Source organism: Phenylobacterium sp. SCN 70-31 (assembly GCF_001724605.1).
GTDB lineage: Bacteria > Pseudomonadota > Alphaproteobacteria > Caulobacterales > Caulobacteraceae > Phenylobacterium.
Map to the genome: position 1 here is coordinate 430,444 of NZ_MEEX01000004.1, position 22,839 is coordinate 453,282.

Genomic DNA, 22,839 nt, shown 5'->3' on the forward strand with positions numbered 1-22,839 from the left:
CGGCGTCGGCGGGATGAACGGGCTGGAGCCGTTCCAGCTCGGCCTGATCCTGGCGGCGATCTTCCTGTCGGGCGTGCTGCGAGGCCTCACCGGCTTCGGCTTCGCCATCGCCGCCGTGCCGCTCCTCTCGCTGGTCCTGGAACCTCGGGCCGCCGTCGCGACGGTGGTGTTGCTCCAGCTCGCCATCGGCCTGATCGACGCGCCGAAGGCCTGGGGCGAGGCCTGGCGCGCCCCACTCCCCTGGCTGATCGCCGGCGCGGTCGTCGGCACGCCGGCGGGGATGGCCGCCCTGCGTCTCCTGCCGGCCGATCCGGCGCGCCTGATCGCCGCGTCGGCGGCGGCGCTGGCGCTCGCGGCCGTCTGGCGCGGCCCTGCGCGGTCGGATCTCCCACGCGCCCATCCGGGCTGTGTCGGCCTGGCGTCGGGCCTGCTGAACGGACTGGCCGCCATGCCCGGGCCGCCGGTGGTGGCGCATGTGCTGAACGCCCCGGTCGGCGAGGCTGCGGCGCGCGCCGCGCTTATCGTCTTCTTCGCCGCGACGGCGGTCCTGGCCACGATCTCCGGCGCCGCCCTGGGCGTTCTTGGTTGGCCCGACGCCGCGCTGGCCGCGACAGGCCTTCCAGCGCTGCTGGCCGGCGCCGCCCTGGGCGCCTGGCTGTTCCGGCGCGGCCCGCCGACGCTTTACCGCCGCTCGGCGCTGGCGGTCCTGGCCGTCTCGGCGCTGGCCGCCGGACTCAAGGGGCTGGCCGGCCTGGCTTAGGGCCGGTGGCGACTGCGCTGGCGGCCCGGGAGGGACTCGAACCCCCGACCTTGGCTTTAGGAAAGCCCTGCTCTATCCGGCTGAGCTACCGGGCCGCGCTTGCGAGAGGGGCTGCTTAGCCGAAGACCTCGCGAACCTCCAGCGCCGGAGGCGACATGCGGCGCCGGCGCTACAGGGCGCCCAGGGCTCCCGGAGTCGCCGGCCGGTCGTGGTCGTCCGCGCAGAGGCTGTGGTCGCCCAGGGCCTCGATCACCCGGCAGTCGCCGGCGCGACCGTCGCAGTCGGCGCGGGCCATCCGTCGCAGTTCGTGTCGCAGCGCCTGAAGGCGCTCGATCTTCGTCTCGACGACCGCGAGTTGCTCGGCCGCAAGGGCGTTGGCCTCGGCGCAGGGCCGGTCGGGGTCGTCGGCCAGGGCCAGCAGGGACCGGATGGCCTCGACCGCGAACCCGAGCTGACGGGCGTGCTTGATGAAGGCCAGCCGCCGGACGTCGGCCTCGCCGTAGAGCCGCCGGTCGCTTTGCGTGCGCTCGGGTTCGGGCAGCAGGCCGATCTGTTCGTAGAAGCGGATGGTGGGGACCTTCACGTCCGTGGCGCGGGCCAGCCGACCGATGCTGAGCGACGTCATGAGAATCCTTTCGCGGCGCCGCCGAAAAATAGGCGCTTGATCCTCTAGCGGCTAGAGGATGCAGGGTGCCGGCATGTCGAGCTGTTCTTCTTCGGAAAGCCACGCGGGGTCCGGCGGCTGCGGCCACGACGCGGTCTTCGACGGCGCTTCGCCCGGCTATCGGCGCGCCCTGACGGCGGTGATCTGGATCAACGCGGTCGCCTTCGTCGTCGTGGCGATCGGGAGCTGGCTCGCCGGCTCCGCGTCGCTGGCCGCCAACACCCTGGACTTCGCCGCCGACGCCGCGACCTACGGCACCAGCTTCTGGGCCATCGGCCGCTCGGTGGAGGTGCGCAGCGGCGCGGCGCTGGCCAAGGGCGCGAGCCTGGCGGCGATGGCGGTGGGCATCCTGGGCTTCGCCGTCTGGCGGGCGTTCACCGGCGCCCCGCCGGAAGCGGTGGCGATCTCGGGCCTGGGCCTCTTCGGCGCGGCGGCCAACCTCGTGGCGGCGCTGCTGCTGATGCGCTACCGCGACGGCGACGCCAACGTTCGCTCGGTGTGGCTCTGCACGCGCAACGACCTGGTCCAGTGCGTGGCCGTGGCCCTGACGGGCGTGGCGGTCTGGCTGACCGGATCGCGCTGGCCGGACCTGATCGTGGGCGTGCTTCTGGCGGCGGTCTTCCTGCGCTCGGCCTGGCAGATCGTGGTCCAGGCTCGCGGCGAGCTTCGGGCGGCCCGGGACCCGGCGCGTAATTTTGTAACGCATTCCCGCAATCCCACGGCCTCGCTATAGGGGCGGCGATGATGCGGTCGTGGACAGGATGGCGGTGGATGGCGGGCCTGATGGCCGCGCTCCTGCTTGCGCCGCTGGGCCTGGCTCCGGCGGCCGCGGCGCCCGCCTGTCCCGACGACCCTGTCTCGCTGGTCCAGTTCGAGGCCGGGAAGGCGCAGGCTCACCAGACGACGCTGTCCGGAGTGGAAGCCGTCGGGCGTACGGCCGTCGAGGCCGGCTCTGGCGTGGACGATGCGGCGGTCCAGGCGTCCGCTGCGCCGGCCGGCGATGTCTGTCCCGACGGATGCGTCGCCTGCGGACATTGTCAGTCGCATCATACGGCGATCGGCGCGCCGGCCGGCTCTGCGGCCGAGGCCCTGCGTTTCGCCCATGCCGAGCGGCGTGGACACTTCGGCGCCACCGCGCCGCTCTCCCACCTGACCGACCGCCTGAAGCGTCCTCCCCGCGCCTGACGACCGCTGCGCGCCTGTCGCGCCCCGTCGTCAATGCAGAGGATTCTCCATGCCTTCCCTATCGCTGGGGGCCCGGATCGCGGGCCTCCTGGCTTCCGTCGCCTTCGTGGCGCCGGCGGCCGCCCAGACGCCCGCAGGGCCTAACCAGACATCCCTCGGGCTTGCCGAAGCGCTGGCCCGTGCGAGCGCAGCCGATCCTTCAGCGGCGGCCGCCGAGGCCCGCCTGGCCGCCGCCGAAGCGGGCGTCCGGCAGGCCGTCGTCCGTCCCAATGCATCGCTCGACCTCCAGGTCGAGAACTTCGCCGGCAGCGGCCCTTATTCGGTCGTCGGTCGCAGCGAGACGACGCTGAGCTACGAACGCCCCCTGGAGCGCGGGGGCAAGCGCGAAGCTCGCACCGCCCAGGCGCGCGCCGAGGCCGCCGCCGTACGGCTGCGCGCCGAGGTGCTGCGCCTGGATTTCCTGCGCGACGTGCAGACGGCCTATGCCGAGGCGCTGGCCGCCGAGGCCGAGCTGCTGATCGCCGACGCCCGACTGGTCGCCGTCCAGGCGTCCCAGCGCGACGTCGTCCGCCGGGTGAAGAGCGCCCGAGATCCCCTGTTCGCCGCCTCGCGCGCCGAGGCGCTCACCGCTCAGGCCGAGATCGAACGCGACCGTGCGCGGGAGGCCGCCCGAACGGCCAGGGCGCAGCTCTCCGCGACATGGGACGGTTCGCCGGACTTCACCCTGAAGCTGGACGACTTCTTCAACGTGACGCCGCCCCAGCTCCCGCCGTCCGGCGGCGTCCTGGCCGGAGAGGCGCCGGACGAGGCGCTTCTGGAAGCCGAACGCGATGTCGCCGCCGCCGGGCTGCGCGTGGCGCGGACCCGCGAGATCGCCGATCCCATCTTGCGCGCGGGTGTCCGCTATTTCGGCGAAGGCGACGAGGCGGCGCTGGTGATCGGCGGTTCGATCCCGCTGGGCGTACGCGCCAGCGCCCGCGCCGGCGTCGACCGCGCGCGCGCCGAGCAACGCGCCGCCGAACAGGAGATCGCCGCCGAACGCATCCTGCGCGGCCGGCGCATCGCCGGGATCGTGGCCCGGATGCAGGCGATGGCGATCGAGGCCGAGCGCATCCGCGCCGAGGTCGTGCCGCACGCGATCCGGACGGTCGAACAGGTGACGGCCGGCTTCAATCGGGGCGGCTTCGAATTCCGCGACGTGGCCGAGGCCGAACGTGCGCTGGCCGACGCCCGCGCGCGCCGCGTCGAGGTGCTGCGTGACTTCCACATGGCCCAGGCCGAACTCGACCGCCTGACGGGTCGGTATCGCGCCCTGGCGAGGACATCTTTCGAGGAGCGGCGCTGATGCTCAGGACGACACCCACCCTGGCGGCGCTGGCCGCCGCCCTGCTTCTCGCCGGTTGCGGGGACGGGGCGCGCGAGGCGAGCGCCGACGCGCATGGTCACGCCGAGGGCGCCGGAGAGGCGGACCATGACTCCGAAAAGGGCCCTCAGGGCGGCCGCCTCCTGCGGAGCGGTGATTTCGCCCTCGAACTGCTGATCTACGAGGCCGGCGCATCGCCCGAGTTTCACGCCTACGCCTATCGGAAGGGTAAGCCGGTCAGCCCGGAGGCGGTGAAGGTCGAGGTCGAACTCACCCGCCTGGATGGCGAGGTCGATCGCGTCGCCTTCGCGCCGCAGGGGGACTTCCTGCGCGGCCTGGGGGCGGTCGAGGAGCCGCATTCCTTCGACGTGAAGGTGCGGGCGTCCGAGGGTGGGCGGTCACATCGGTGGACGTACGGGGCGTACGAGGGTCGCACCACCCTGACACCCGAGGCCGCCGCCGCCGGCGGCGTCAGGACCGAGGTGGCCGGACCCACCACCATGCCGGAAATCGTCGAGATGGCCGGCCGCGTGGAGATCACGCCCGAGGGCCAGGGCGAGGTGCGCGCCTGGTATCCCGGCCGGGTCATGTCGATGACGGCCAAGCTGGGCGAGACCGTCCGCAAGGGCCAGGTGCTCGCCCGCGTGGAGTCGAGCAGCAGCCTCCAGACCTATTCGATCCCCGCGCCGATCAGCGGCGTCGTGATCCAGAAGGGCATGAACGTCGGCGACGTCACCTATGAGCGGCCGCTGTACGTCATCGCCGACCCGGACCGGCTGCACGCCGAGTTCTTCGTCTATCCGCGCGACGCCGAGCGGGTGCGGGAGGGGCAGAAGGTCGAGGTTCGCACGCTCTCGGGCGAAACCCGCGTCCGCGCGCCCGTGGAGGCCGTGGTTCCGGTGGCCGACCTCACCAGCCAGACGCTGCGCGCCCATGTGCACCTGCCGCCCGGCGCCTCCCAGGCGTTCAAGCCCGGAATGGGCGTGGAGGGCGCCTTCGAGGTGGCGTCGCGAGCGGTTCCGCTCGCCGTGCGGACCCGGGCGATCCAGCGCTTCCGCGACGCCGAGGCCGTCTTCGTCAGGGTGGGCGACACCTACGAAGCCCGGTTGCTGGACCTGGGGCGCAGGACGCCGGAGTGGACCGAGGTCTTGGGCGGCCTGAAACCCGGCGCAGAATACGTCACCGACGGCGCCTTCCTGATCCGCGCGGACATCGAGAAGTCCGGCGCGGCGCACAGCCACTGAGGGACGCGCCATGCTGGAGCGGATCATCGCGACATCCATCCGCTGGCGCTGGCTCGTGCTGGCGCTGGCCCTTTTGAGCGCCGTCGTGGGCGTCTGGAGCTTCCAGCGCCTGCCCATCGACGCCACGCCCGACATCACCAACGTGCAGGTGCAGATCAACACCGAGGCTCCCGGCTTTTCACCGCTGGAGGCCGAACAGCGGGTCACCTTTCCCGTGGAGACGGCGATCGCCGGCCTGCCGAGGCTGGACTACACGCGCTCGATCTCGCGCTACGGACTCTCGCAGGTGACGGTCGTCTTCAGGGACGGCACGGACATCTACTTCGCGCGCCAACTGGTGAACGAGCGGCTGCAATCCGCGCGGGAACAGCTGCCTGACGGCCTGTCGCCCGAGCTGGGTCCGATCACCACGGGCCTGGGCGAGATCTTCCATTATACGGTCCAGGCCCGGCCCGGCGCGCGCAAGCCCGACGGGTCGGCCTACACGCCCGAAGACCTGCGGACGCTTCAGGACTGGGTGATACGGCCGCAGCTCCGCAACACGCCCGGCGTCACCGAGGTCAACTCCATCGGGGGCTTCGAGCGCCAGTTCCACGTCACCCCCCGCCCCGAGCGGCTGTCGGCCTACGGCGTGACGATGGCCGAGGTGATCGAGGCGCTGAGGGCCAACAACGCCAATGTGGGCGCGGGCTATGTCGAGCGCTACGGCGAACAGTATCTCGTGCGCGTGCCCGGCCAGGCGAACGGCGTCCAGGACCTGGCGTCCGTCATCATCGTCAACCGGGGTGGGGCGCCGATCCGCGTGGCCGACGTGGCCGATGTGGGCCTTGGCGAGGAGCTGCGCACCGGGGCCGCCACCCAGAACGGGCGCGAGGTGGTGCTCGGCACCGCCTTCATGCTGATGGGCGAGAACAGCCGCACGGTCGCGCGCGCCGCCGCGGAAAAGCTGGAGGAGGCCGCCAGGGCGTTGCCGCCGGGCGTGGAGGCGACTCCGGTCTACGACCGCACCAAGCTGGTCGACCGCACCATACGCACGGTCGAGACCAACCTTCTGGAGGGCGCGCTCCTTGTGGTCGTGGTGCTCTTCCTGCTGCTCGGGAACATACGGGCGGCGCTGATCACCGCGGCCATCATCCCGTTGTCGATGTTCCTGACCATCACCGGCATGGCGCAGTCGAAGGTGTCGGGCAACCTGATGAGCCTGGGCGCGCTCGACTTCGGCCTGATCGTCGACGGCGCCGTCATCATCGTGGAGAACTGTCTGCGCCGGTTCGGCGAGACCCAGCACAGGCTGGGGCGCCTGCTCACGCGCGACGAGCGGTTCGGCCTGGCGGCCGAGGCGACCGGCGAAGTGATCCGGCCCTCGCTGTTCGGCGTGCTGATCATCACCCTGGTCTATGTGCCGATCTTCGCCCTCACCGGCGTGGAGGGGAAGATGTTCCATCCGATGGCGATCACCGTCGTAATGGCGTTGACCGCCGCCCTGGTCCTGTCGCTCACCTTCGTTCCCGCGGCCGTCGCCCTCTTCGTGAGCGGCAAGGTCGAGGAGAAGGACAGTCGGGTCATGCGCGGGGCCCGTCGCGGCTATGCGCCGGCGCTGGACTGGGCCATGAGGCGGCCTCTGCCCGTGGTGGCCACAGCCGTCGTCCTCGTGCTGACGTCGGGCTTCGCCGCCAGTCGGATGGGCTCGGAGTTCATCCCCACCCTCGACGAGGGCGACATCGCCCTGCACGCCCTGCGCGTTCCCGGAACGAGCCTGACCCAGGCGGTCAAGATGCAGGCCGACCTCGAGGCGCGCATCAAGAGCTTCCCGGAGGTGGAGCGGGTGTTCAGCAAGATCGGCACCGCCGAGGTCCAGACCGATCCCATGCCGCCCAACGTCGCCGACACCCTGGTGATGCTCAAGGACCGCAAGTCGTGGCCGAACCCGCGCAAGCCCAAGGCGCAGCTGGTGTCCGAGATCCAGGCGGCGGTCGAGACGGCGCCGGGCAACAACTACGAGTTCACCCAGCCTATCGAGATGCGGTTCAACGAACTGCTTTCGGGCGTGCGCGCGGACGTGGCCGTCAAGGTCTATGGCGACGACATGGACAGGCTGGTGGAACTGGGCCAGGCGATCGAGCGGGTGGTGGCCGGCGTGGACGGCGCCCAGGACGTCAGCAGCGAACAGGCGACGGGGCTTCCGGTCCTCCAGATCACGCCGGATCGGGCGGCTCTGGCCCGTCTCGGCCTGAACGTCCGGGAGGTTCAGGATCTCGTCGCGGCCTCGCTGGGCGGGACGGTCGTCGGCCAGGTCTTCGAGGGTGATCGCCGGTTCGACGTGGTGGTGCGGCTGCCCGAGGATATCCGGGGCCAGGTCGACCGCATCGGAGACCTGCGCGTGCCCCTGCCGGCGCTCGGCAGCGAGCCGCGCCGCTTCGTTCCCCTTGCCGACGTGGCCCGTGTGGAGGTCGAGATCGGTCCGAACCAGATCAGCCGCGAGGACGGCAAGCGCCGGGTGGTGGTGACCGCCAACGTCCGGGACCGCGACCTGGGCTCGTTCATCGCCGAGGTGCGCCGCAAGGTCGACGCCGAGGTGGCGACGCCGCCCGGTTACTGGATCGGCTACGGCGGCACGTTCGAGCAGCTCATCTCGGCCGCCCAGCGACTACAGCTGGTGGTTCCGGCCGCCCTGATCCTGATCTTCGGCCTGTTGTTCATGCTCTTCCGCTCGGGACGGGACGCCGCGATCGTCTTCTCTGGCGTGCCGATGGCGTTGACCGGCGGCGTGGCCGCCCTGCTGCTGCGCGGCCTGCCGCTGTCGATCTCGGCGGGCGTCGGGTTCATCGCGCTCTCCGGCGTGGCGGTGCTGAACGGCGTGGTGATGGTCAGCTTCATCCGCGGCCTCCTGGCCGAGGGCCGACCGCTGCGGGAGGCGATCCGCGAGGGGGCGCTCACGCGTCTGCGTCCCGTGCTGATGACGGCGCTCGTGGCGAGCCTCGGCTTCGTGCCGATGGCCTTCAACACCGGACCCGGGGCCGAAGTGCAGAGGCCTCTCGCGACGGTCGTGATCGGCGGCGTGCTGTCGTCCACGGCGCTGACGCTGCTGGTTCTGCCCGCGCTGTATCTGCTGGCGCACCGACGTCGGCGGGAGGCGGCGGCCTGACGCCTTCGGAGCGTCGCGGCCAGCGCCGCCCGGGAGTTGTGCGACATCGAACGGCCGTAATTTCCGGCGCAGGTGGCGGTTGCTTGGTGGGGACTTTTCAGGTCTGCCGGCCGGGTCCGGATCGTTCAGCCCCAAGGGCTGTGAGCGTGGGGCGGAATCCGGCGGCTTAGGGATGACTACACGCGTGAACGCGATCCTCTGCCCCAACTGCAAAGCGCCGATCTACAAGGTGAGACCGGTGCGCCTCCCCACCGATCCCGACAGTCGCCGATGGGAAGGGCCGGCTCCCGCCGCACTGGGGTTCGTCTGCCCGCAGTGCTCGGTTCTGCTGCCGCTCTCCGTGGTGTGGGAGCCGGAGACGGCGACCGCCTGACGGCGGCCTGACGAGCGGCCTCAGGCGCCGACGCTTAGACGAAAACGCCCGGCGCGAGGCCGGGCGTTCCATGGTCCATGGCTGGCGCGTCGGGATCAGGCGGCCGCGACCACCGTCTTCACCAGCGACTTGTTCAGCATGGCGATGGCCGCGTCCCGGTCGATGCGCTCGATGGCGGCGACCTCGCGGGCCATGCGGTCCAGAGCGCTCTCATAGAGCTGGCGCTCGGAATAGGACTGCTCGGGCTGGTTCTCGGCGCGGTGCAGATCGCGCACCACTTCGGCGATCGAGATCAGGTCGCCCGAGTTGATCTTGGCTTCATATTCCTGGGCGCGGCGCGACCACATGGTGCGTTTCACGCGGGCGCGGCCCTTCAGGGTGGTCAGCGCCTTCGACACCACGCCGGTCTCGGCCAGCGAGCGGAGGCCCGCGGTCTTGGCCTTGGCGGTGGGAACGCGCAGCGTCATCTTCTCGTGGTCGAAGGTGATGACGTAGACTTCAAGCTTCAGACCGGCGACTTCCTGGGTCTCGATCCCCTGGACCTGCCCTACGCCGTGCGCAGGATAGACCACGTGGTCGCCGACCTGGAATTCATGACCGCTCTTGCTCATAGAGATACCTCTCATAACCGTCCGCGGAACCGCGGAACTGCCGTCAGAGCTTCCGGAAGCACGAAAAAGCCATCCCTTCCGCGGAACGGAGCGCGGCGGCCTAAATGCTGTGGAACGGAAGCTGACCTCTTAAGACACCCTTCGCCCGTGCCGACCGCCCTTCAGAGGGAGACCGTCGGCCGGCTCATCTGTTGAAGACCGACCTGGGCGAAGCCTTCGTGTCGTGTCGAGGACGACATTAACACAAAAACGTGCGGAATGAAAGGGTTGGCCCCGCTTCGGCTGGGCCGTGGTCAAGGTCGGCTCAGGAGCCGCGTCCCGGCTTCTCGGAGAAGTATTTCTCGAACTTGCCCGTCTCGCGCTCAAACTCTTCCCGGTCGGCGGGCGGTTCGCCCTTCACCGTGATGTTCGGCCACACCTTCGAGTATTCGGTGTTGATGCGCAGCCACTTGCTGTCCGCATCGTCTTCGGTATCGGGCTTGATCGCGTCGACGGGGCATTCGGGTTCGCAGACGCCGCAGTCGATACACTCGTCCGGATTGATCGCCAGGAAGTTCTCGCCCTCGTAGAAGCAGTCGACCGGGCACACCTCCACGCAGTCCATGAACTTACATTTGATGCAGGGATCCATCACGATGTAGGTCATGGCGGCGACTTGAAACTCCGGCGAGCGTCCCGCGACCAGATCGCGGGCTATTCGGGGCGCGGGTTTTTCACGGTCCAGGCGCCGGATGTCAATGCGACCGGCGGTCAGGATTTCTGGAAGCCGATTCAGGGCGTCGGCGTGCGCCGAATCCAGGGCCCTGCTGTAGCCGGCGGGCCAAAGCGGTTCGCGCCGCCGCTTGCAGGCCAGACGGCGGCCAGCGTCAGGCACGCCCAGGGGAAGACGGCGGCGGTGGCGTAGGCCCAGGACGCGCCGGCGTCTCTCGTTCCGGGGAGGGCGAGCGTCATCTCGACGACCATGGCGGGGGCGATCCACCGACCGGTCCGTGCCAGGTCGTGAAGCCGCCGGATCGTCTGGAAGATCAGCGCCAGGGACAGGACCGACGTCATGTGCGCGCCCCAACTGCCACTGTGGCTATGGTTCAGCTTCTCTCCAGCGTCGAGTACAGCGTCCGGGCCTCCTCCGCGGGGCCGCGGCGTTCGCCCAGGGCGTCCACCTGCACAGCCACCAGTCGCCCGCCCAGGGCGAACACCAGGCGGTCGCCCACCTTCAGGGGGCGGGCGGGCTTTTCCAACCGGCTCTCCTGGCCGCTGCGGATCAGCCGGATCCGGCCGGCTTCCAGGTGCTTGGCCGCCAGCGCACGGGTCTTGAAGAACCGCGCTCGCCACAGCCACACGTCGGCCCGGCAGGACTCGGCGTCGTTCACTTGGAGGCGGCCTTCCGACGCCGGCGGCGCGACCTCGTCCGTTCCGCCGGTCCGGGCGCGGGCTCGCGGAGCGCGGCCAGGGCGGCGAAGGGCGAGTGGGTCCGGGCGGTGGGCGTCAGGGCGGTCGCCGTTTCGCTGCGGCGGCGCCAGGCCAGCGGTTCGCCGTCCCTCGGCTTACGGGCGGGCGCATAGCCCAGGCCACGCAGGATGGCGCCCGTCTCGACGTCGCTCCAGCCCAGGTCTTCGCGCGCGCTGTCGGACAACACGATCCCGCCGCTCTCCCGCGGTGCGGCGCGCATCAGGTCGTCGAGGCGTTCGAGCTGCTCCACCGGAACGGCCAGTCGGCGGACGGCCCGCAAACCCCAGGCCGCCAGCGCGCGGGGCGGCGGCGCGGGGTCGGGCAGGGGGCTCGGGCGATCGGCGGACGGTCGCCACCCCGGCGCATCGCGTCCCGCCAGCGCCTGGAGCAGGCTCCGCGCCTGCGGCTTCAGCAACCCGGGCAGGAACAGGGAGTGCGCGCCGATCCGGACACCCAGGCCGCGAAGCGCCCGTCGCTCCACCTGGCTCAGCGCCCGGGTTTCGGCGCGGACCTCGGCCCGGTCGAGGACTCCTCCGGACTCGATCAGGCGATAGGCGATCCCGCGGGCCAGGCCCCGGATCCGGCCGTCGGCGACCGCCGTCTCGAGCCGGCGCAGGGGCGCCAGCCGCCGACCGGCTTCGGCGGCGACGAAGGCCTCGAGCCGTCGCGCCGCGCGCTGCCGGGCGGACTCGTCGCCCAGGTCGCCCAGCAGCCTGACGCGAGGGTTGAACGGCTGGCCGCCCGCGACCGCCCCGACGACGGCGTCGGCCCACAGCAGCGCGCCGTCCGGTTGCAGCGACAGGTCCTCGTCGGCCGCCGCCGCCAGCCGGCCCAGCCGGCGCGCCACCTCAGGGCCCACCGCATGCGCCGCCGCCGCCCTCAGGGCTTTGGCTTCCAGCACCGTCGCGCCCTGCGCCGCCTCGAAGCTCACGCCGGAGAGGCGGCCGACATAGTGGCCCTCCACCGTCACCGCGCCGTCGGCGGCGACGCCGGCCAGCATGTCCTCGCGCACGCGCAGGCCCCGCATGAGGGCGCTGGTCCGCCGGTCCACGAACCGGGCCATCAGCTTCTCGTGCAGCGTGTCGGAGAGGCGGTCCTCGAGGCTGCGCGTGCGGCCCTGCCACTCGACGGGGTCGATCAGCCAGTCGGGGCGGTTGGCCACATAGGCCAGGGTCCGCACGCTGGCCAGGCGGCCGGCGAGGGCGTCGATCTCGCCGTCGGTGCGGTCCAGATGTTCGTACTGCCGCGCGATCCAGTCGTCGCCGATCCGGCGCCGGCGCTCGGTGAGCTGGAGGAAGAACGCCCGCACCAGGCCGATATGGTCGTCGGCCGGCGCCTTGCGGAAGTCGGGCGTCTGGCAGGCGTCCCAAAGGCGCGCCAGGTTCGTGCGGTCGCGGGCGCGGGTCCGGACCGTCTCGTCCTCGGCCAGCCGCTTCAGCGCCGTCTCGTCCAGCGCCTCGGCCGAAAGTTTCAGGCCCTCGCGGGCGGGTGGCTGCGCCAGGCTCTTCAACAGGGCGGGCAGCGACCCGAAATCCAGCTTCGAGTTGCGCCATTCCGCCCCGGCCACGGGCTCGAAGCTGTGGGTCTCGACGGCCTCGACCAGGTCGGGGTCCATGTCCTCGGCCTCGCCGGTGACGCCGAAGGTCCCGTTGGTCTGGTAGCGGCCCGCGCGCCCGGCGATCTGGCCGATCTCCTGCGGATGCAGGAACCGCGTGCGCCTGCCGTCGAACTTGCGCAGCCCGGCGAAGGCCACGTGGTCGACGTCCATGTTCAGGCCCATGCCGATGGCGTCGGTGGCCACCAGGAAGTCCACTTCGCCCGACTGGTAGAGCGCCACCTGGGCGTTGCGGGTGCGCGGGCTCAGGCTGCCCATCACCACGGCCGCTCCGCCGCGCTGGCGCCGGATCAGTTCGGCGATGGCGTAGACCTGGTCGGCGCTGAAGGCCACGACGGCGCTGCGCCGCGGCAGGCGGGTCAGCTTCTTCGGCCCGGCGTAGGTGAGCTGGCTGAACCGGTCCCGCGTCTGAATCTCGGCGTGCGGCAGCAGGCGGCGGACCAGAGGCGCCATCGTCCCGGCGCCCAGCAGCATGGTCTCGTGCCGGCCGCGCGCGTGCAGAAGGCGATGGGTGAAGACGTGGCCCCGCTCGGGATCGGCGCAGAGCTGGATCTCGTCGACGGCCAGGAACTCCACCTCGACGCTGAGCGGCATCGCCTCGACGGTGCAAACGTAATACTGCGGCCGGGGCGGGACGATCTTCTCCTCGCCGGTGATCAGCGCCACGCAGCGCGGCCCGCGGGCCTTGACGATCCGGTCGTAGACCTCGCGCGCCAGCAGCCGCAACGGCAGGCCGATCATGCCCGAGGCGTGACCCAGCATGCGCTCCACCGCCAGGTGCGTCTTGCCGGTGTTTGTGGGCCCCAGGACCGCCACCAGACGCGACGGCGCTGCGCCCGACGGGCGATCGCTCATGCCCTCAACGTGGGGCGGCATGGGGAGTCGGGCAAGCGCCGGCAGGCCCCGGCGGCGCTCTTTCCGCCATGTGCCTCCTCGCCCTGCCGGTCCGACGGCCCTTTGCGCCGGGTCGGCGGGGGCCGCCGTGTCCTGGGCCAGCGCCCCGGAGCGGTTCGGCGTCGCCCCTCAATCGCCCTGCGTCGGCAACCGGAAGCCCAGTGGGAGAAGAGCTTCGATCGCCTGACTCTGCGCCGTCCCGTCCGCGGCGAGGCTGATCACCTCGCAGCCGGGCGCGGCGAACTCCCAGATGCGCTGGCGGCAGCCGCCGCAGGGCCAGATGAAACCCGGCAGGGACGAGGCCACCCAGACGCGGCGGATGGTCGTCTCGCCGTGCGTCACCGCCGCGCCGATGGCGCTCGTCTCGGCGCAGGCGCCCTGGGGATAGGCGGCGTTCTCGACGTTCACGCCGTAGTGGATTTCGCCGCTGCCGCCTTCGACGGCCGCGGACACGCGGCATCCCGAATAGGGCGCGTGGCTGTTCGCCTGGAGCCGGCGCAGCCGGGCCGCGAGGGACGGCAGGGTATCGGCGGTCATGTGCGGACGATGCCCCAGGCAGACGAAGGGACGCGGAAGTCTAGCCGGGCCGCGGGCGTTGTCGAATCCCCTGGATCGGGATTGGCGCGCGATGGCGCCTGCGTCGGGTTCAGTCCAGGGTTCGGCGATAGCGGATCATGGCCAGCGCGGTGACGATCAGCACGAAGGCGGCCAGCGCCGACAGTTCGCGCCACTGGTCGGCCAGCGGCTGGGCCTTGAGCAGCGAACCGCGCACCACCCGCAGGAAATGGGTCACCGGGATGGCCTCGCCGATCCACTGCGCCCACGCGGGCATGCCGCGGAACGGGAACATGAAGCCCGAGAGCAGGATCGACGGCAGGATGTAGAAGAAGCTCATCTGCATGGCCTGGAGCTGCGAACGGGCGACCGTCGAGATGAGGAAGCCCAGGGCCAGCGAGCCCGAGATGAACAGCGCCACGCCCACGGACAGGCCGATCCACCCCGACGCCATCGGCACGTCGAACAGCACGGCGGCCAGCGCCAGGATGATCGCCGTCTGCACCAGACCCATCAGGACGTAGGGCGCGAGCTTGCCGATCATCACCTCGAGGGGCTCCAGGGGCGTGGCCAGCAGGGTCTCCATCGTCCCGCGCTCGGTCTCGCGGGTCACGCTGAGCGCGGTCATCATCACCAGGGTCAGCGACAGGATGATGCCCAGGAGCCCCGGCACGATGTTGTAGGCGGTCACGGCTTCGGGATTGTAGCGGCGGTGGACCACCACCTCGAACGGTTGGGGCGCCGCCCCACGCGCGGCCAGCGCCCCTGTCAGGTCACGGGCCAGCGCCTGGGTGGGCAGGGCGGCCAGGGCGGCCACGGCGCCGCCGGTGGCCGAGGGATCGGTGGCGTCGGCCTCCACCAGGATCTGGGCCTTGTCCCCGCGCGCCACGCGGCGCGTGAAGTCGCCGGGTATGGTCACGGCGAACTGGACCTGGCCGGTCCGGAGCATCCGGTCCAGCTCGGCCGGATTGCGGGCCTGGGCGACCACATCGAAGTAGGCCGAGCTCTCCAGCGCCGCGATCAGCGTCCTCGCGTATCGGCTGTCCTCATAGGTCAGGACGGCCGTGGGCAGGTGGCGCGGCTCGGTGTTGATCGCATAGCCGAAGAGGGTGAGCTGGATCACCGGAATGGCCAGCATCATGGCGTAGGTGATGCGGTCGCGGGTGAGCTGCTTGAACTCCTTGATCATCACCGCGACGACCCGGATCCAGGCGAAGCCGCCCGCGCCCGACGCACCGGTCACGACACGTTGTCCCGGCTGCGGTCCATGAGCTGGATGAACACGTCCTCCAGCGTCGGCGCGGCTTCGGTCCACCGCCAGGGTTCGCACCGCCAGGGCGCGATGGCGGCCTCCAGGGCGGCGCGGTCTGGCCCGCTAACGTGCAACGTCGCGCCGAAGGCGGCGGCCGTCTCCACGCCCGGGCGGCCGGTCAGCTCGTGCGCCAGCCGATAGGCGTCGGGACCCTCGCCGTGGAACGTAACCAGGCCCGAGCCTGCGATCAGCTCGTCCACTGTCCCGCGCGCGATCAGCCGGCCGTAGCTGATATAGGCGATCTCGTGGCAGCGCTCGGCCTCGTCCATGTAGTGGGTGGAGACCAGCACGGTCAGGCCCTCGGCCGCCAGCGCGTGGATCTCGTCCCAGAAGGTGCGTCGCGCCTTGGGATCGACGCCGGCCGTGGGTTCGTCCAGCAGCAGCAGGGCGGGCTCGTGCAGGGTGGCGTTGGCCAGGGCGAGCCGCTGTTTCCATCCCCCCGAGAGCGTGCCTGAGAGCTGGTCCCGCCGCGAGGCCAGACCCAGGCGTTCCAGGGCGGCGTCCACCCGTTCGCGTCGCCGGTCCAGGCCGTGGACGCGGGCCGTGAACGCCAGGTTCTCGGCGATGGTCAGGTCCTCGTAGAGCGAGAACCGCTGGGTCATGTAGCCCGTACGCCGCTTCACCTGGTCGGCCTCGCGGACGATGTCGAAGCCCAGCGCCTGGCCCGATCCCGCGTCGGGGGTCAGCAGGCCGCAGAGGATGCGCATGGTCGTGGTCTTCCCCGACCCGTTCGGTCCCAGGAAGCCGCAGATGCGACCGGGGGCGACCCGGAACGTCACGTCGTCGACCACGTGCTTGTCGCCGAACCGCTTGTGCAGGCCCTGGACGTCGATGGCGTAGGTCACGACGCGTTCCTCGTGTCCGGGCGCCTCACGTTAGGGGTTCCACGTCCACGGGCTGACCGGGCGAGAGGCGGCCAGAGGGGAGGGGCGAGGGGCGGGCCTCCACGAGATAGACCAGCCGGTCGCGGCTCTCGCGGCTGTAGATCACCGGCGGGGTGAACTCGGGCCGGGGGCTCACGAAGTCGATGGTGGCGGTGAGCCCGGCCGGGCAGCCGTCGCAGGTGAAGCGCACCTGCTGGCCCACGCGATAGGCGGCCCGCTGCGTTTCGGGCACGAAGAAGCGCACCTTGATCCGGTCGTCGGGGATCAGGCTCAGGATCGGCTGGTTCGCCGGCGCCCACTCACCGGCCTGGAAGAACACCTCCTCCACCCGCGCGCGGACGGGCGCTTTCGGGGCCACGTCGGCCAGCCGGGCGTTGGCGCCGGCGACGGCGGCCCGCGCCTGGGCCACGCGGGCGTCGGCGGCGCGGATCTGGTCGGGACGGGCGGCCAGGGCGGCGGCGTCGCGACGGCGGCGGGCCTGGGTCGCGTCGGCGTCGGCCGCGTCCGCGGCGGCGCGCGCCGCGTCCAGCCGTGCGGGGGCATACCAGCCCCGGTCCGCCAGGGGCCGCACGCGGGCCAGGTCGGCGCGGGCGTCGCGGGCGCGGGCCTCGGCCGCCGCCACGGCGGCGTCCAGCGCGGCCAGCTCGACCGGCCGCTGACCCTTGCGGACGTCCTCGGCCTGAGCGTCGGCGGCGGCGGATTCGGCGGCGGCCTGTTCGGCGGCGGCGCGGACCTGAGCGGGGTCCACGACGAACAGCGTCTGTCCCGCCGTCACTTCCTGGCCGCGCACGACGGCCATCTCGCGCACCGTCCCCGCGACCGGTGCGGCGAGGTGCAGGGACTCGCCTTCCACATAGCCGGTCAGGGTGCGTGGCGCGCCCAGGCGCGGGGCCAGGACGACGACGGCCACCGTGGCCGCGCCGGCGGCGAGGAGGCCTGCCGCCAGCAGGCGTTGGCGCGACTTCATCGGACGCCCTCCCCAAGGATGCCGTTCAGGAACGTCTCGAGGTGCTGTCCGGCCAGGTCGGTCAGATCGAACGGGCGCGCGCCCACCGGCACGAAGGTCTCGCGCCACAGCACACCCATCAGGATCGGGGAGACCAGTTGCAGGGCGTAGGCGCGGGGGTCGCCCGCGCGGACCTGGCCGCGAAGCTGGGCGGTGGCGATCGCCTCGGTCGCGGCGCCCAGGGCCTTGGCCACCAGTTCGTCATGCCAGATGCGCGCCAGCTCGGGGAAGTTCCGCGCCTCGCCCACCACCATCTTCAGCACCCCGCCCAGCGACGTCCCGGCGGCCACGCCCACGAGCACCCCCAGGAGCTGTCGGATGAGGTCGGGGAAGGGGCCGGGATGCGCGCTCAGGATCGCCCGGAGCGCATCCAGGTTGGGCGCGATGGCCCGATCCACCACGGCGCGGAACACGTCCTCCTTGGTCTCGAAATAGAGATAGACGGCGCCCTTCGACACGCCCGCGCGCCGGGCGATGTCGTCCAGCCGCGCGGCGGCGAACCCCTTCTCGGCGAAGACCTCCAGAGCCGCAGACACGATCTCGTCCGGCCGGTCGGCCTTGCGTCGACGGAATTTCGGCTGACCGGCGTCCATGTCGGCGATTTTTCTAATAACTGACCAGTCAGTTATTAGCATTGGAAATGCGACCCCACAATGCGTCGATCCGGCCGACGGGGCGGCGACCGGTCGCAGGGTCGTTTTGACCGCTCTGCCTATTTTCTGCCCCGGTCCGACGCCAGGACCTCCCGCACCGTTGCGACCGAACGCGACGTTCCCGTCAATCCGCCCTGAAGCCCGGCGACCGTCCGGCGAGGCGCATTTCGAGTGAAGGGCGCCTGATGCCGCGTGGCGTACGTGCTAGATTTGTCGATATGGCCGAACGCCGGCCGCTTCTGCTGCTTTCCCTGATCGGACTCGTGACAACGGGCGCCGCCGCCGCCGCGCCGTTGAGCCAGCCCTACAATCGCGCCGCCCTGGCCAGCGCGGTGGAGCGGGCGGTCGGCGACATATCGGCCGCCGCGCCGCAGGAGCCGCCGATCCTCGAACGCGTCTGGGTCGGGCTGGACCTCGACGGCGACGGCCGCGGCGACTTCGTCAATCCGACCGGGCGCGAGCCGCGCACCGAAGACGCCTACGGCTTCGGCCACTTCGGCGCCCGCCGCGATGGCGGTGTGCGCCGGCACGAGGGCGTCGACTATGTCGCCCGCCCCGGCCAGGTCGTCGCTTCGCCGATCTCGGGCTACGTGACGAAGATCGGCTACGCCTATCCGGGCGAACAGAGCCTGATGTTCGTGGAGGTGACCAACCCGGCGCTACAGGTCGCCGCCCGCGTCTTCTACATCGACCCCGAGGTCGAGGTGGGCCAGGTCGTGGCGATGGGTCGTCCCATTGGCCGGGCGAAGTCGCTGCAGCGGAAGTATCCGGGCGGCATGACCGACCACGTCCACCTGGAGATCATCGACCGGCGAGGCGCGCGCATCGACGCCCAGCAGATCATCACGGCCGAGCACCGCCCCGTGCAGGTCCAATCCGGGGATTGAGCCGGCGGCGGCCCGGGCCCGGCGCGTTCTCTGGGCATCCGATCCATGCGGGCGCGAGAAACGGATTCTGCAGGAACAAGGGCGAAACGAATCGCGTCCGAATCACCGACTCGCAATGATTCAGGCTTCGTTCCCTACGAGATGTGGTGGTTGAATCGCGCCTCGGCACAAGTTGGCGCGCTGTCTAGGCTGACGCAACGGCCCCGTGGCACACAGGCGCCATGAGCCAGGAAACGCCGTGACCCAGGAAACCTTCCCCGAGATCCGCGAGGCCGTCCGCAAGCTGTGCGCGCGCTTCCCCGGCGGCTACTGGCGCGAGCTGGACCGAGAGCGGGCGTATCCGACCGCCTTCGTCCAGGCGCTGACCGAGGCCGGGTTCCTGTCGGTGCTCATCCCCGAAGAATACGGCGGCTCGGGCCTCGGCCTGGGGGCGGCGACGGCGGTGCTGGAGGAGATACACCGGTCCGGCTGCAACGGCGGCGCCTGTCACGCCCAGATGTACACGATGGGGACGGTGCTGAAGCATGGCACGCCGGCGCAGAAGCAGGCCTACCTGCCCAAGATCGCCACCGGCGAACTGCGGCTTCAGGCCTTCGGCGTGACCGAGCCCGACGCCGGCACCGACACCACCCGCATCACCACCTTCGCGAAGAAGGTCGGCGACAAGTATGTCGTGAACGGCCGCAAGCTGTGGATCAGCCGCGCCGAGCATTCCGACCTGATGGTGCTGCTCTGCCGGACCTCGCCGCGCGACGAGGCCAAGACCTCGGCCGGGATGAGCGTGCTGCTGGTCGACATGCGCGAAGCCAGGGGCGCCGGCCTCACCATCACGCCCGTCCGCACCATGCTCAACCATGCCACGACCGAGCTGCTGTTCGAGGACCTGGAGGTCCCGGCCGAGAACCTGGTCGGCGAGGAGGGAAAGGGCTTCAAGTACATCCTGGACGGCATGAACGCCGAGCGGATCCTGATCGCGTCGGAGTGCATCGGCGACGCGAAGTTCTTCATCGACCGGGCCAGCCAGTACGCCAAGGATCGGGTCGTGTTCGGCCGGCCCATCGGCGAGAACCAGGGCGTTCAGTTCCCGCTGGCGCGCGCCTATGTCCAGATGACCGGCGCCAGCTTGATGGTGGACCGGGCGGCGGCGCTCTTCGAGGCGGGCGAACCCTGCGGGACCGAGGCCAACATGGCCAAGCTCACCGCGTCGGAGGCCAGCTGGTTCGCCGCCGACATGTGCCTGCAGACCCACGGCGGCTTCGGCTTCGCCGAGGAATACGACATCGAGCGGAAGTTCCGCGAGACCCGCCTCTACCAGGTGGCGCCCATCTCCACGAACCTCATCCTCAGCCACGTGGCCACCCACGTGCTCGGACAGCCGAAAAGCTTCTGAGCGGGACGGAGTCAGGATCCGGAGCTCAGACCCCGCCGCCTTCGTCGGCCTTCTCGATGGTGGCGATGGTGGCGGCCTCGCGGGAGGCCGGCTTGGGGTCGGCGTTCTTCAGCGCCGTGTTGCGGAAGGCATAGGCCAGCATGGCCGTCATCAGCGCCGTATTGATGAGGAACGGCAGCGGTCCGTAGTGCTGGTAGAGATAGACGAACAGCGGCGCCAGGATGACGTTGATGCCGTTCACGGCGGCGATCAGCCCGGCGACGCGGGCCTGTTCGCCAAGGCCCACGGCGATGGACGACCCGGCGGTGAACCCCGGCCGGGCGAAACCGAAGCCCAGACTGGAGATCGCATAACCGGCCACCACGCCGTAGTAGCCAGGCGACAGCGCGACGACCAGGTTGCCCAGCGCTGCGACCGCAACCCCCCAGCGCAGAAGCTGGCGCGGCGTCATTTCGAACATGCGGATCAGGCCCCACTGGGCCAGCAGACCGGCCACAGCCCCGAACATCATGGCGATGGCGATGAAGTACTGCGCCTGGGCGGGCGACATCGACAGCTTGTCGATGATGAGGAAGCCGAGCGTCTGGGCCTGGGCCGTCTGGCAGGTGGCGACGATGAAGCCGTAGACCAGGAAGGGCGTGACGCGCGGGTCGCGCCACAGGCTCGGTTCCTTCGCGCCGCCCACCACGGGGCGTCGCGGGCGCTGGGCTTCGGGCGCCACCTTCTGATCGGGCAGCCAGCGCCAGACCACGAACAGCATGGCCAGCGCGATCATGGCGAAGGAATAGAGCGGCCCCGCCAGCCCCACGCCCGGCAGGATGAACAGAGGCGCCAGGAACGGACCCACCACCGTCCCCAGACCGAAGGCCCCGGCCAGGCTGGCCATCGCCTGGGTGCGGTTCTCGGGCGGCGTGCGCTCGGCGATATAGGCCTGGGTGGCGGGGTTGGCGGCGGCGCCGAAGAGGCCGAACAACGCCCGCGCCAACAGGAAGAAGACGAAGATCAGCATCGGCGGCGCGAGGTGGGCCAGGCCCGCGCTGACCACCAGGCCGCAGAGTGTCATGGAAGTCATGAATCCCGCCAGGCCCAGCATCATCAGCGGCTTGCGGCCGTGGCGGTCGGAAGCCCGCGCCCAGCCCGGCGAGGAGATGGCCCAGAGCAGCGCCGACAGCGAGAAAATCGCCGAGACCATCGCGTCGGGGATGCCGATCGAGCGTCCGATGGCCGGCAGGACCGAGATCAGGCCGGTGTTGCCCATCGCGGTCGCCGCCGAGACGCCGAAGATGATGGCGAACGAACGCCGCGGCAGGGCTGAGCCGGGATTGGACATCGAGGAATGGCTTAAGGGCAGACGCGGCGGGCGGCAATGTGCGGCGGTGATCGGCGATCACCTTCGACTCCGCTCATCGAGACCCGATCACTGGGTATTAAGCATTAACCGCCATCTTCCCCGCACCTCCGGGGGATTTCATGTTCCAGATCATCGGCATCGTCCTGCTGTTCGCCATGGTGTTCGGCAGCTACCTGCTGCACGGCGGCAACATGGGCGTGATCCTGGCCACGCTGCCGTACGAGATGATGGCGATCCTGGGCGCCGGCGTGGCTGCGTTCCTGATCGGCAACTCGATTCCGACGATCAAGGCGACGGGCGGCGGCTTCGCAAAGGTGTTCGCCGGGCCGAAATGGAAGGCGTCGGACTATCGCGACCTGCTGTCGCTGCTGTTCCTCCTGACCAAAACCATGAAGTCCAAGGGCGTAATCGCCCTGGAGAGCCACATCGAGAACCCCGGCGAGTCCACGATCTTCAACCGCTTCCCGAAGATCATGAAGGACCACTTCGCCATCGACTTCATCTGCGACACGCTGCGCATGATGACCATGAACCTCGAAGATCCGCATCAGGTCGAGGACGCCATGGAGAAGCAGCTCGAGAAGCACCACCACGAGGCGCTGGGCCCCGCGCATGCGCTCCAGCAACTCGCCGACGGTCTGCCTGCGTTGGGCATCGTGGCCGCCGTGCTGGGGGTCATCAAGACCATGGGCGCCATCACCGAACCGCCCGAGGTTCTGGGCGGCATGATCGGCGGCGCTCTGGTGGGCACCTTCCTGGGCGTGTTCATGGCCTATGGCCTCGTCGGACCCATGGCCAACCGCCTCAACCAGATCGTCGAGGAGGAGGGGCTGTTCTACAAGATCATCCAGTCGGTGCTGGTGGCGCATCTGCACGGCAACGCCGCCCAGATCTCGGTCGAGATCGGCCGCGGCAACGTGCCTTCCGGGATGCAGCCGAGCTTCCTGGAGCTGGAAGAGGCCCTCTCGGCGATCCCGGCCGAAGCCTGATTTCACCACCCTGCGATGGCCCCGATCCCCTAGGGGGCGAAAAAGTGATCACAAGTCCGTGATTTTGGCCTTGCTATCACGGCCGCGTGAGGGGTATCTCTATCGGCGCGTCGGGGGGTCAAGTTCGCCCGTTGTCTGGGGGAATTCCGGCCGGCGCCTGACACACCGACCAGAGGACTACGGACATGACCAAGCAATTTCTGATCGCCGCCGCTGCGTTCTCGCTGCTGGGCGTCGCCGCCTGCCAGCCGAAGGCCGAAGAAGCCGCCCCGGCCGAAGCCCCCGCCGCTGAAGCCGCCGCCGACGCCGCGACCGCCGCTGCCGGCGCTGCTGACGCCGCCGCCGACGCCGCGACCGCCGCTGCGGGCGCCGCCGCCGACGCCGCCGCTCCGGCCGCCGACGCTGCTGCTCCGGCCGCCCCGGCCGCCGAAGCTCCGGCCGCGAAGTAAGACGCGCGCCGCGACGCGACAAGCGTTACGGAAGGGCCGCCCCTCGGGGCGGCCCTTTTT

Annotated in this window: 23 protein-coding genes and 1 tRNA gene; 11 read left to right on the forward strand and 13 right to left on the reverse strand. The window is 70.7% G+C overall.

Annotation, left to right across the window (positions count from 1 at the left end; translation table 11 throughout):
- The first annotated feature begins 13 nt into the window (after positions 1-13).
- Positions 14-760 (forward strand): sulfite exporter TauE/SafE family protein, encoded by a 747-nt coding sequence (locus ABS78_RS04415; protein ID WP_293375401.1) that lies wholly within the window; start codon positions 14-16, stop codon positions 758-760.
- An 18-nt stretch (positions 761-778) separates the two neighbouring features.
- Here ABS78_RS04415 and ABS78_RS04420 read toward each other — a convergent pair.
- Both ABS78_RS04420 and ABS78_RS04425 read right to left on the reverse strand, forming a co-directional pair.
- Positions 779-855 (reverse strand) — tRNA-Arg (locus ABS78_RS04420).
- Positions 856-929: 74 nt separating this feature from the next.
- A complete protein-coding gene (locus tag ABS78_RS04425) occupies positions 930-1,385 on the reverse strand; it encodes a helix-turn-helix domain-containing protein (RefSeq protein ID WP_293375403.1) in 456 nt (151 codons plus the stop codon).
- 73 nt (positions 1,386-1,458) lie between these two features.
- Here ABS78_RS04425 and ABS78_RS04430 point away from each other — a divergent pair, with 73 nt between their 5' ends.
- From ABS78_RS04430 to ABS78_RS04455, 6 genes are all read left to right on the forward strand, one after another.
- Positions 1,459-2,157 carry a cation transporter gene (locus tag ABS78_RS04430; protein ID WP_293375405.1) on the forward strand — a complete coding sequence of 233 codons (699 nt, stop codon included), beginning with the start codon at positions 1,459-1,461 and terminating at the stop codon, positions 2,155-2,157.
- Positions 2,158-2,195: 38 nt separating this feature from the next.
- Positions 2,196-2,609, forward strand: a complete 414-nt coding sequence (locus tag ABS78_RS04435; protein WP_293375407.1) for a hypothetical protein — start codon at positions 2,196-2,198, stop codon at positions 2,607-2,609.
- A 49-nt stretch (positions 2,610-2,658) separates the two neighbouring features.
- Positions 2,659-3,954: a TolC family protein gene (locus tag ABS78_RS04440; protein WP_293375409.1), complete on the forward strand. Its 1,296-nt coding sequence runs from the start codon at positions 2,659-2,661 to the stop codon at positions 3,952-3,954.
- Entirely contained in the window at positions 3,954-5,216 is a 1,263-nt protein-coding gene (locus ABS78_RS04445) for an HlyD family efflux transporter periplasmic adaptor subunit (protein WP_293375411.1), read from the forward strand. The genes ABS78_RS04440 and ABS78_RS04445 overlap by 1 nt, the downstream gene beginning before the upstream one ends.
- 10 nt (positions 5,217-5,226) lie before the next feature.
- On the forward strand, positions 5,227-8,361 hold the full coding sequence (locus ABS78_RS04450) for a CusA/CzcA family heavy metal efflux RND transporter (protein ID WP_293375413.1): 3,135 nt from the start codon (positions 5,227-5,229) through the stop codon (positions 8,359-8,361).
- A 184-nt stretch (positions 8,362-8,545) separates the two neighbouring features.
- Complete coding sequence (locus ABS78_RS04455) at positions 8,546-8,734, forward strand: hypothetical protein (protein ID WP_293375415.1); 189 nt, start codon at positions 8,546-8,548, stop codon at positions 8,732-8,734.
- A 95-nt stretch (positions 8,735-8,829) separates the two neighbouring features.
- Here ABS78_RS04455 and ABS78_RS04460 read toward each other — a convergent pair whose 3' ends face one another.
- From ABS78_RS04460 to ABS78_RS04505, 10 genes are all read right to left on the reverse strand, one after another.
- Positions 8,830-9,345: a CarD family transcriptional regulator gene (locus ABS78_RS04460; protein WP_293375417.1), complete on the reverse strand. Its 516-nt coding sequence runs from the start codon at positions 9,343-9,345 to the stop codon at positions 8,830-8,832.
- 304 nt (positions 9,346-9,649) lie between these two features.
- Positions 9,650-9,991, reverse strand: coding sequence for a ferredoxin FdxA (gene fdxA / locus ABS78_RS04465; RefSeq protein WP_293375419.1), 342 nt, complete (start codon positions 9,989-9,991; stop codon positions 9,650-9,652).
- A gap of 125 nt (positions 9,992-10,116) precedes the next feature.
- Positions 10,117-10,398: a DUF805 domain-containing protein gene (locus ABS78_RS04470; RefSeq protein ID WP_293375421.1), complete on the reverse strand. Its 282-nt coding sequence runs from the start codon at positions 10,396-10,398 to the stop codon at positions 10,117-10,119.
- A gap of 32 nt (positions 10,399-10,430) precedes the next feature.
- Positions 10,431-10,715, reverse strand: coding sequence for an RNA-binding S4 domain-containing protein (locus ABS78_RS04475; RefSeq protein WP_293375423.1), 285 nt, complete (start codon positions 10,713-10,715; stop codon positions 10,431-10,433).
- A complete protein-coding gene (locus ABS78_RS04480) occupies positions 10,712-13,264 on the reverse strand; it encodes a helicase-related protein (RefSeq protein ID WP_293375425.1) in 2,553 nt (850 codons plus the stop codon). Before ABS78_RS04480 ends, ABS78_RS04475 begins: the two co-directional genes overlap by 4 nt.
- 168 nt (positions 13,265-13,432) lie before the next feature.
- Positions 13,433-13,840: a cytidine deaminase gene (cdd, locus tag ABS78_RS04485; RefSeq protein WP_293375427.1), complete on the reverse strand. Its 408-nt coding sequence runs from the start codon at positions 13,838-13,840 to the stop codon at positions 13,433-13,435.
- 109 nt (positions 13,841-13,949) lie between these two features.
- A complete protein-coding gene (locus ABS78_RS04490) occupies positions 13,950-15,101 on the reverse strand; it encodes an ABC transporter permease (RefSeq protein ID WP_293375429.1) in 1,152 nt (383 codons plus the stop codon).
- Entirely contained in the window at positions 15,098-16,015 is a 918-nt protein-coding gene (locus ABS78_RS04495; protein WP_293375431.1) for an ABC transporter ATP-binding protein, read from the reverse strand. Before ABS78_RS04495 ends, ABS78_RS04490 begins: the two co-directional genes overlap by 4 nt.
- 25 nt (positions 16,016-16,040) lie before the next feature.
- The gene (locus ABS78_RS04500; protein WP_293375433.1) at positions 16,041-17,021 is read right to left on the reverse strand and encodes an HlyD family efflux transporter periplasmic adaptor subunit; all 981 of its coding nucleotides are present in this window, start codon (positions 17,019-17,021) and stop codon (positions 16,041-16,043) included.
- Positions 17,018-17,653 carry a TetR/AcrR family transcriptional regulator gene (locus ABS78_RS04505; protein WP_293375435.1) on the reverse strand — a complete coding sequence of 212 codons (636 nt, stop codon included), beginning with the start codon at positions 17,651-17,653 and terminating at the stop codon, positions 17,018-17,020. The genes ABS78_RS04500 and ABS78_RS04505 overlap by 4 nt, the downstream gene beginning before the upstream one ends.
- A 278-nt stretch (positions 17,654-17,931) precedes the next feature.
- Here ABS78_RS04505 and ABS78_RS04510 point away from each other — a divergent pair, with 278 nt between their 5' ends.
- Entirely contained in the window at positions 17,932-18,600 is a 669-nt protein-coding gene (locus ABS78_RS04510; protein WP_293375437.1) for a peptidoglycan DD-metalloendopeptidase family protein, read from the forward strand.
- Between the two features lie 238 nt (positions 18,601-18,838).
- Positions 18,839-19,990 carry an acyl-CoA dehydrogenase family protein gene (locus tag ABS78_RS04515; RefSeq protein ID WP_293375439.1) on the forward strand — a complete coding sequence of 384 codons (1,152 nt, stop codon included), beginning with the start codon at positions 18,839-18,841 and terminating at the stop codon, positions 19,988-19,990.
- 25 nt (positions 19,991-20,015) lie between these two features.
- Here the strand turns inward: ABS78_RS04515 and ABS78_RS04520 are convergent, their stop codons facing one another.
- Positions 20,016-21,320, reverse strand: a complete 1,305-nt coding sequence (locus tag ABS78_RS04520; protein ID WP_293375440.1) for an MFS transporter — start codon at positions 21,318-21,320, stop codon at positions 20,016-20,018.
- Positions 21,321-21,460: 140 nt separating this feature from the next.
- Between ABS78_RS04520 and motA the strand changes: the two genes are divergently transcribed.
- Complete coding sequence (motA, locus tag ABS78_RS04525; protein WP_293375442.1) at positions 21,461-22,330, forward strand: flagellar motor stator protein MotA; 870 nt, start codon at positions 21,461-21,463, stop codon at positions 22,328-22,330.
- A gap of 185 nt (positions 22,331-22,515) precedes the next feature.
- A complete protein-coding gene (locus tag ABS78_RS04530; protein WP_293375444.1) occupies positions 22,516-22,779 on the forward strand; it encodes a hypothetical protein in 264 nt (87 codons plus the stop codon).
- Positions 22,780-22,839 lie beyond the last annotated feature (60 nt).

Bases quoted from the DNA above. Each gene is read 5' to 3' on its own strand.
- ABS78_RS04415 (WP_293375401.1), top strand. From the start codon at position 14: ATGAACGGGCTGGAGCCGTTCCAGCTCGGCCTGATCCTGGCGGCGATC.
- ABS78_RS04425 (WP_293375403.1), bottom strand. From the start codon at position 1,385: ATGACGTCGCTCAGCATCGGTCGGCTGGCCCGCGCCACGGACGTGAAG.
- ABS78_RS04430 (WP_293375405.1), top strand. From the start codon at position 1,459: ATGTCGAGCTGTTCTTCTTCGGAAAGCCACGCGGGGTCCGGCGGCTGC.
- ABS78_RS04435 (WP_293375407.1), top strand. From the start codon at position 2,196: ATGGCGGGCCTGATGGCCGCGCTCCTGCTTGCGCCGCTGGGCCTGGCT.
- ABS78_RS04440 (WP_293375409.1), top strand. From the start codon at position 2,659: ATGCCTTCCCTATCGCTGGGGGCCCGGATCGCGGGCCTCCTGGCTTCC.
- ABS78_RS04445 (WP_293375411.1), top strand. From the start codon at position 3,954: ATGCTCAGGACGACACCCACCCTGGCGGCGCTGGCCGCCGCCCTGCTT.
- ABS78_RS04450 (WP_293375413.1), top strand. From the start codon at position 5,227: ATGCTGGAGCGGATCATCGCGACATCCATCCGCTGGCGCTGGCTCGTG.
- ABS78_RS04460 (WP_293375417.1), bottom strand. From the start codon at position 9,345: ATGAGCAAGAGCGGTCATGAATTCCAGGTCGGCGACCACGTGGTCTAT.
- fdxA (WP_293375419.1), bottom strand. From the start codon at position 9,991: ATGACCTACATCGTGATGGATCCCTGCATCAAATGTAAGTTCATGGAC.
- ABS78_RS04470 (WP_293375421.1), bottom strand. From the start codon at position 10,398: ATGACGTCGGTCCTGTCCCTGGCGCTGATCTTCCAGACGATCCGGCGG.
- ABS78_RS04480 (WP_293375425.1), bottom strand. From the start codon at position 13,264: ATGAGCGATCGCCCGTCGGGCGCAGCGCCGTCGCGTCTGGTGGCGGTC.
- cdd (WP_293375427.1), bottom strand. From the start codon at position 13,840: ATGACCGCCGATACCCTGCCGTCCCTCGCGGCCCGGCTGCGCCGGCTC.
- ABS78_RS04500 (WP_293375433.1), bottom strand. From the start codon at position 17,021: ATGAAGTCGCGCCAACGCCTGCTGGCGGCAGGCCTCCTCGCCGCCGGC.
- ABS78_RS04505 (WP_293375435.1), bottom strand. From the start codon at position 17,653: ATGGACGCCGGTCAGCCGAAATTCCGTCGACGCAAGGCCGACCGGCCG.
- ABS78_RS04510 (WP_293375437.1), top strand. From the start codon at position 17,932: ATGGCCGAACGCCGGCCGCTTCTGCTGCTTTCCCTGATCGGACTCGTG.
- ABS78_RS04520 (WP_293375440.1), bottom strand. From the start codon at position 21,320: ATGTCCAATCCCGGCTCAGCCCTGCCGCGGCGTTCGTTCGCCATCATC.
- motA (WP_293375442.1), top strand. From the start codon at position 21,461: ATGTTCCAGATCATCGGCATCGTCCTGCTGTTCGCCATGGTGTTCGGC.
- ABS78_RS04530 (WP_293375444.1), top strand. From the start codon at position 22,516: ATGACCAAGCAATTTCTGATCGCCGCCGCTGCGTTCTCGCTGCTGGGC.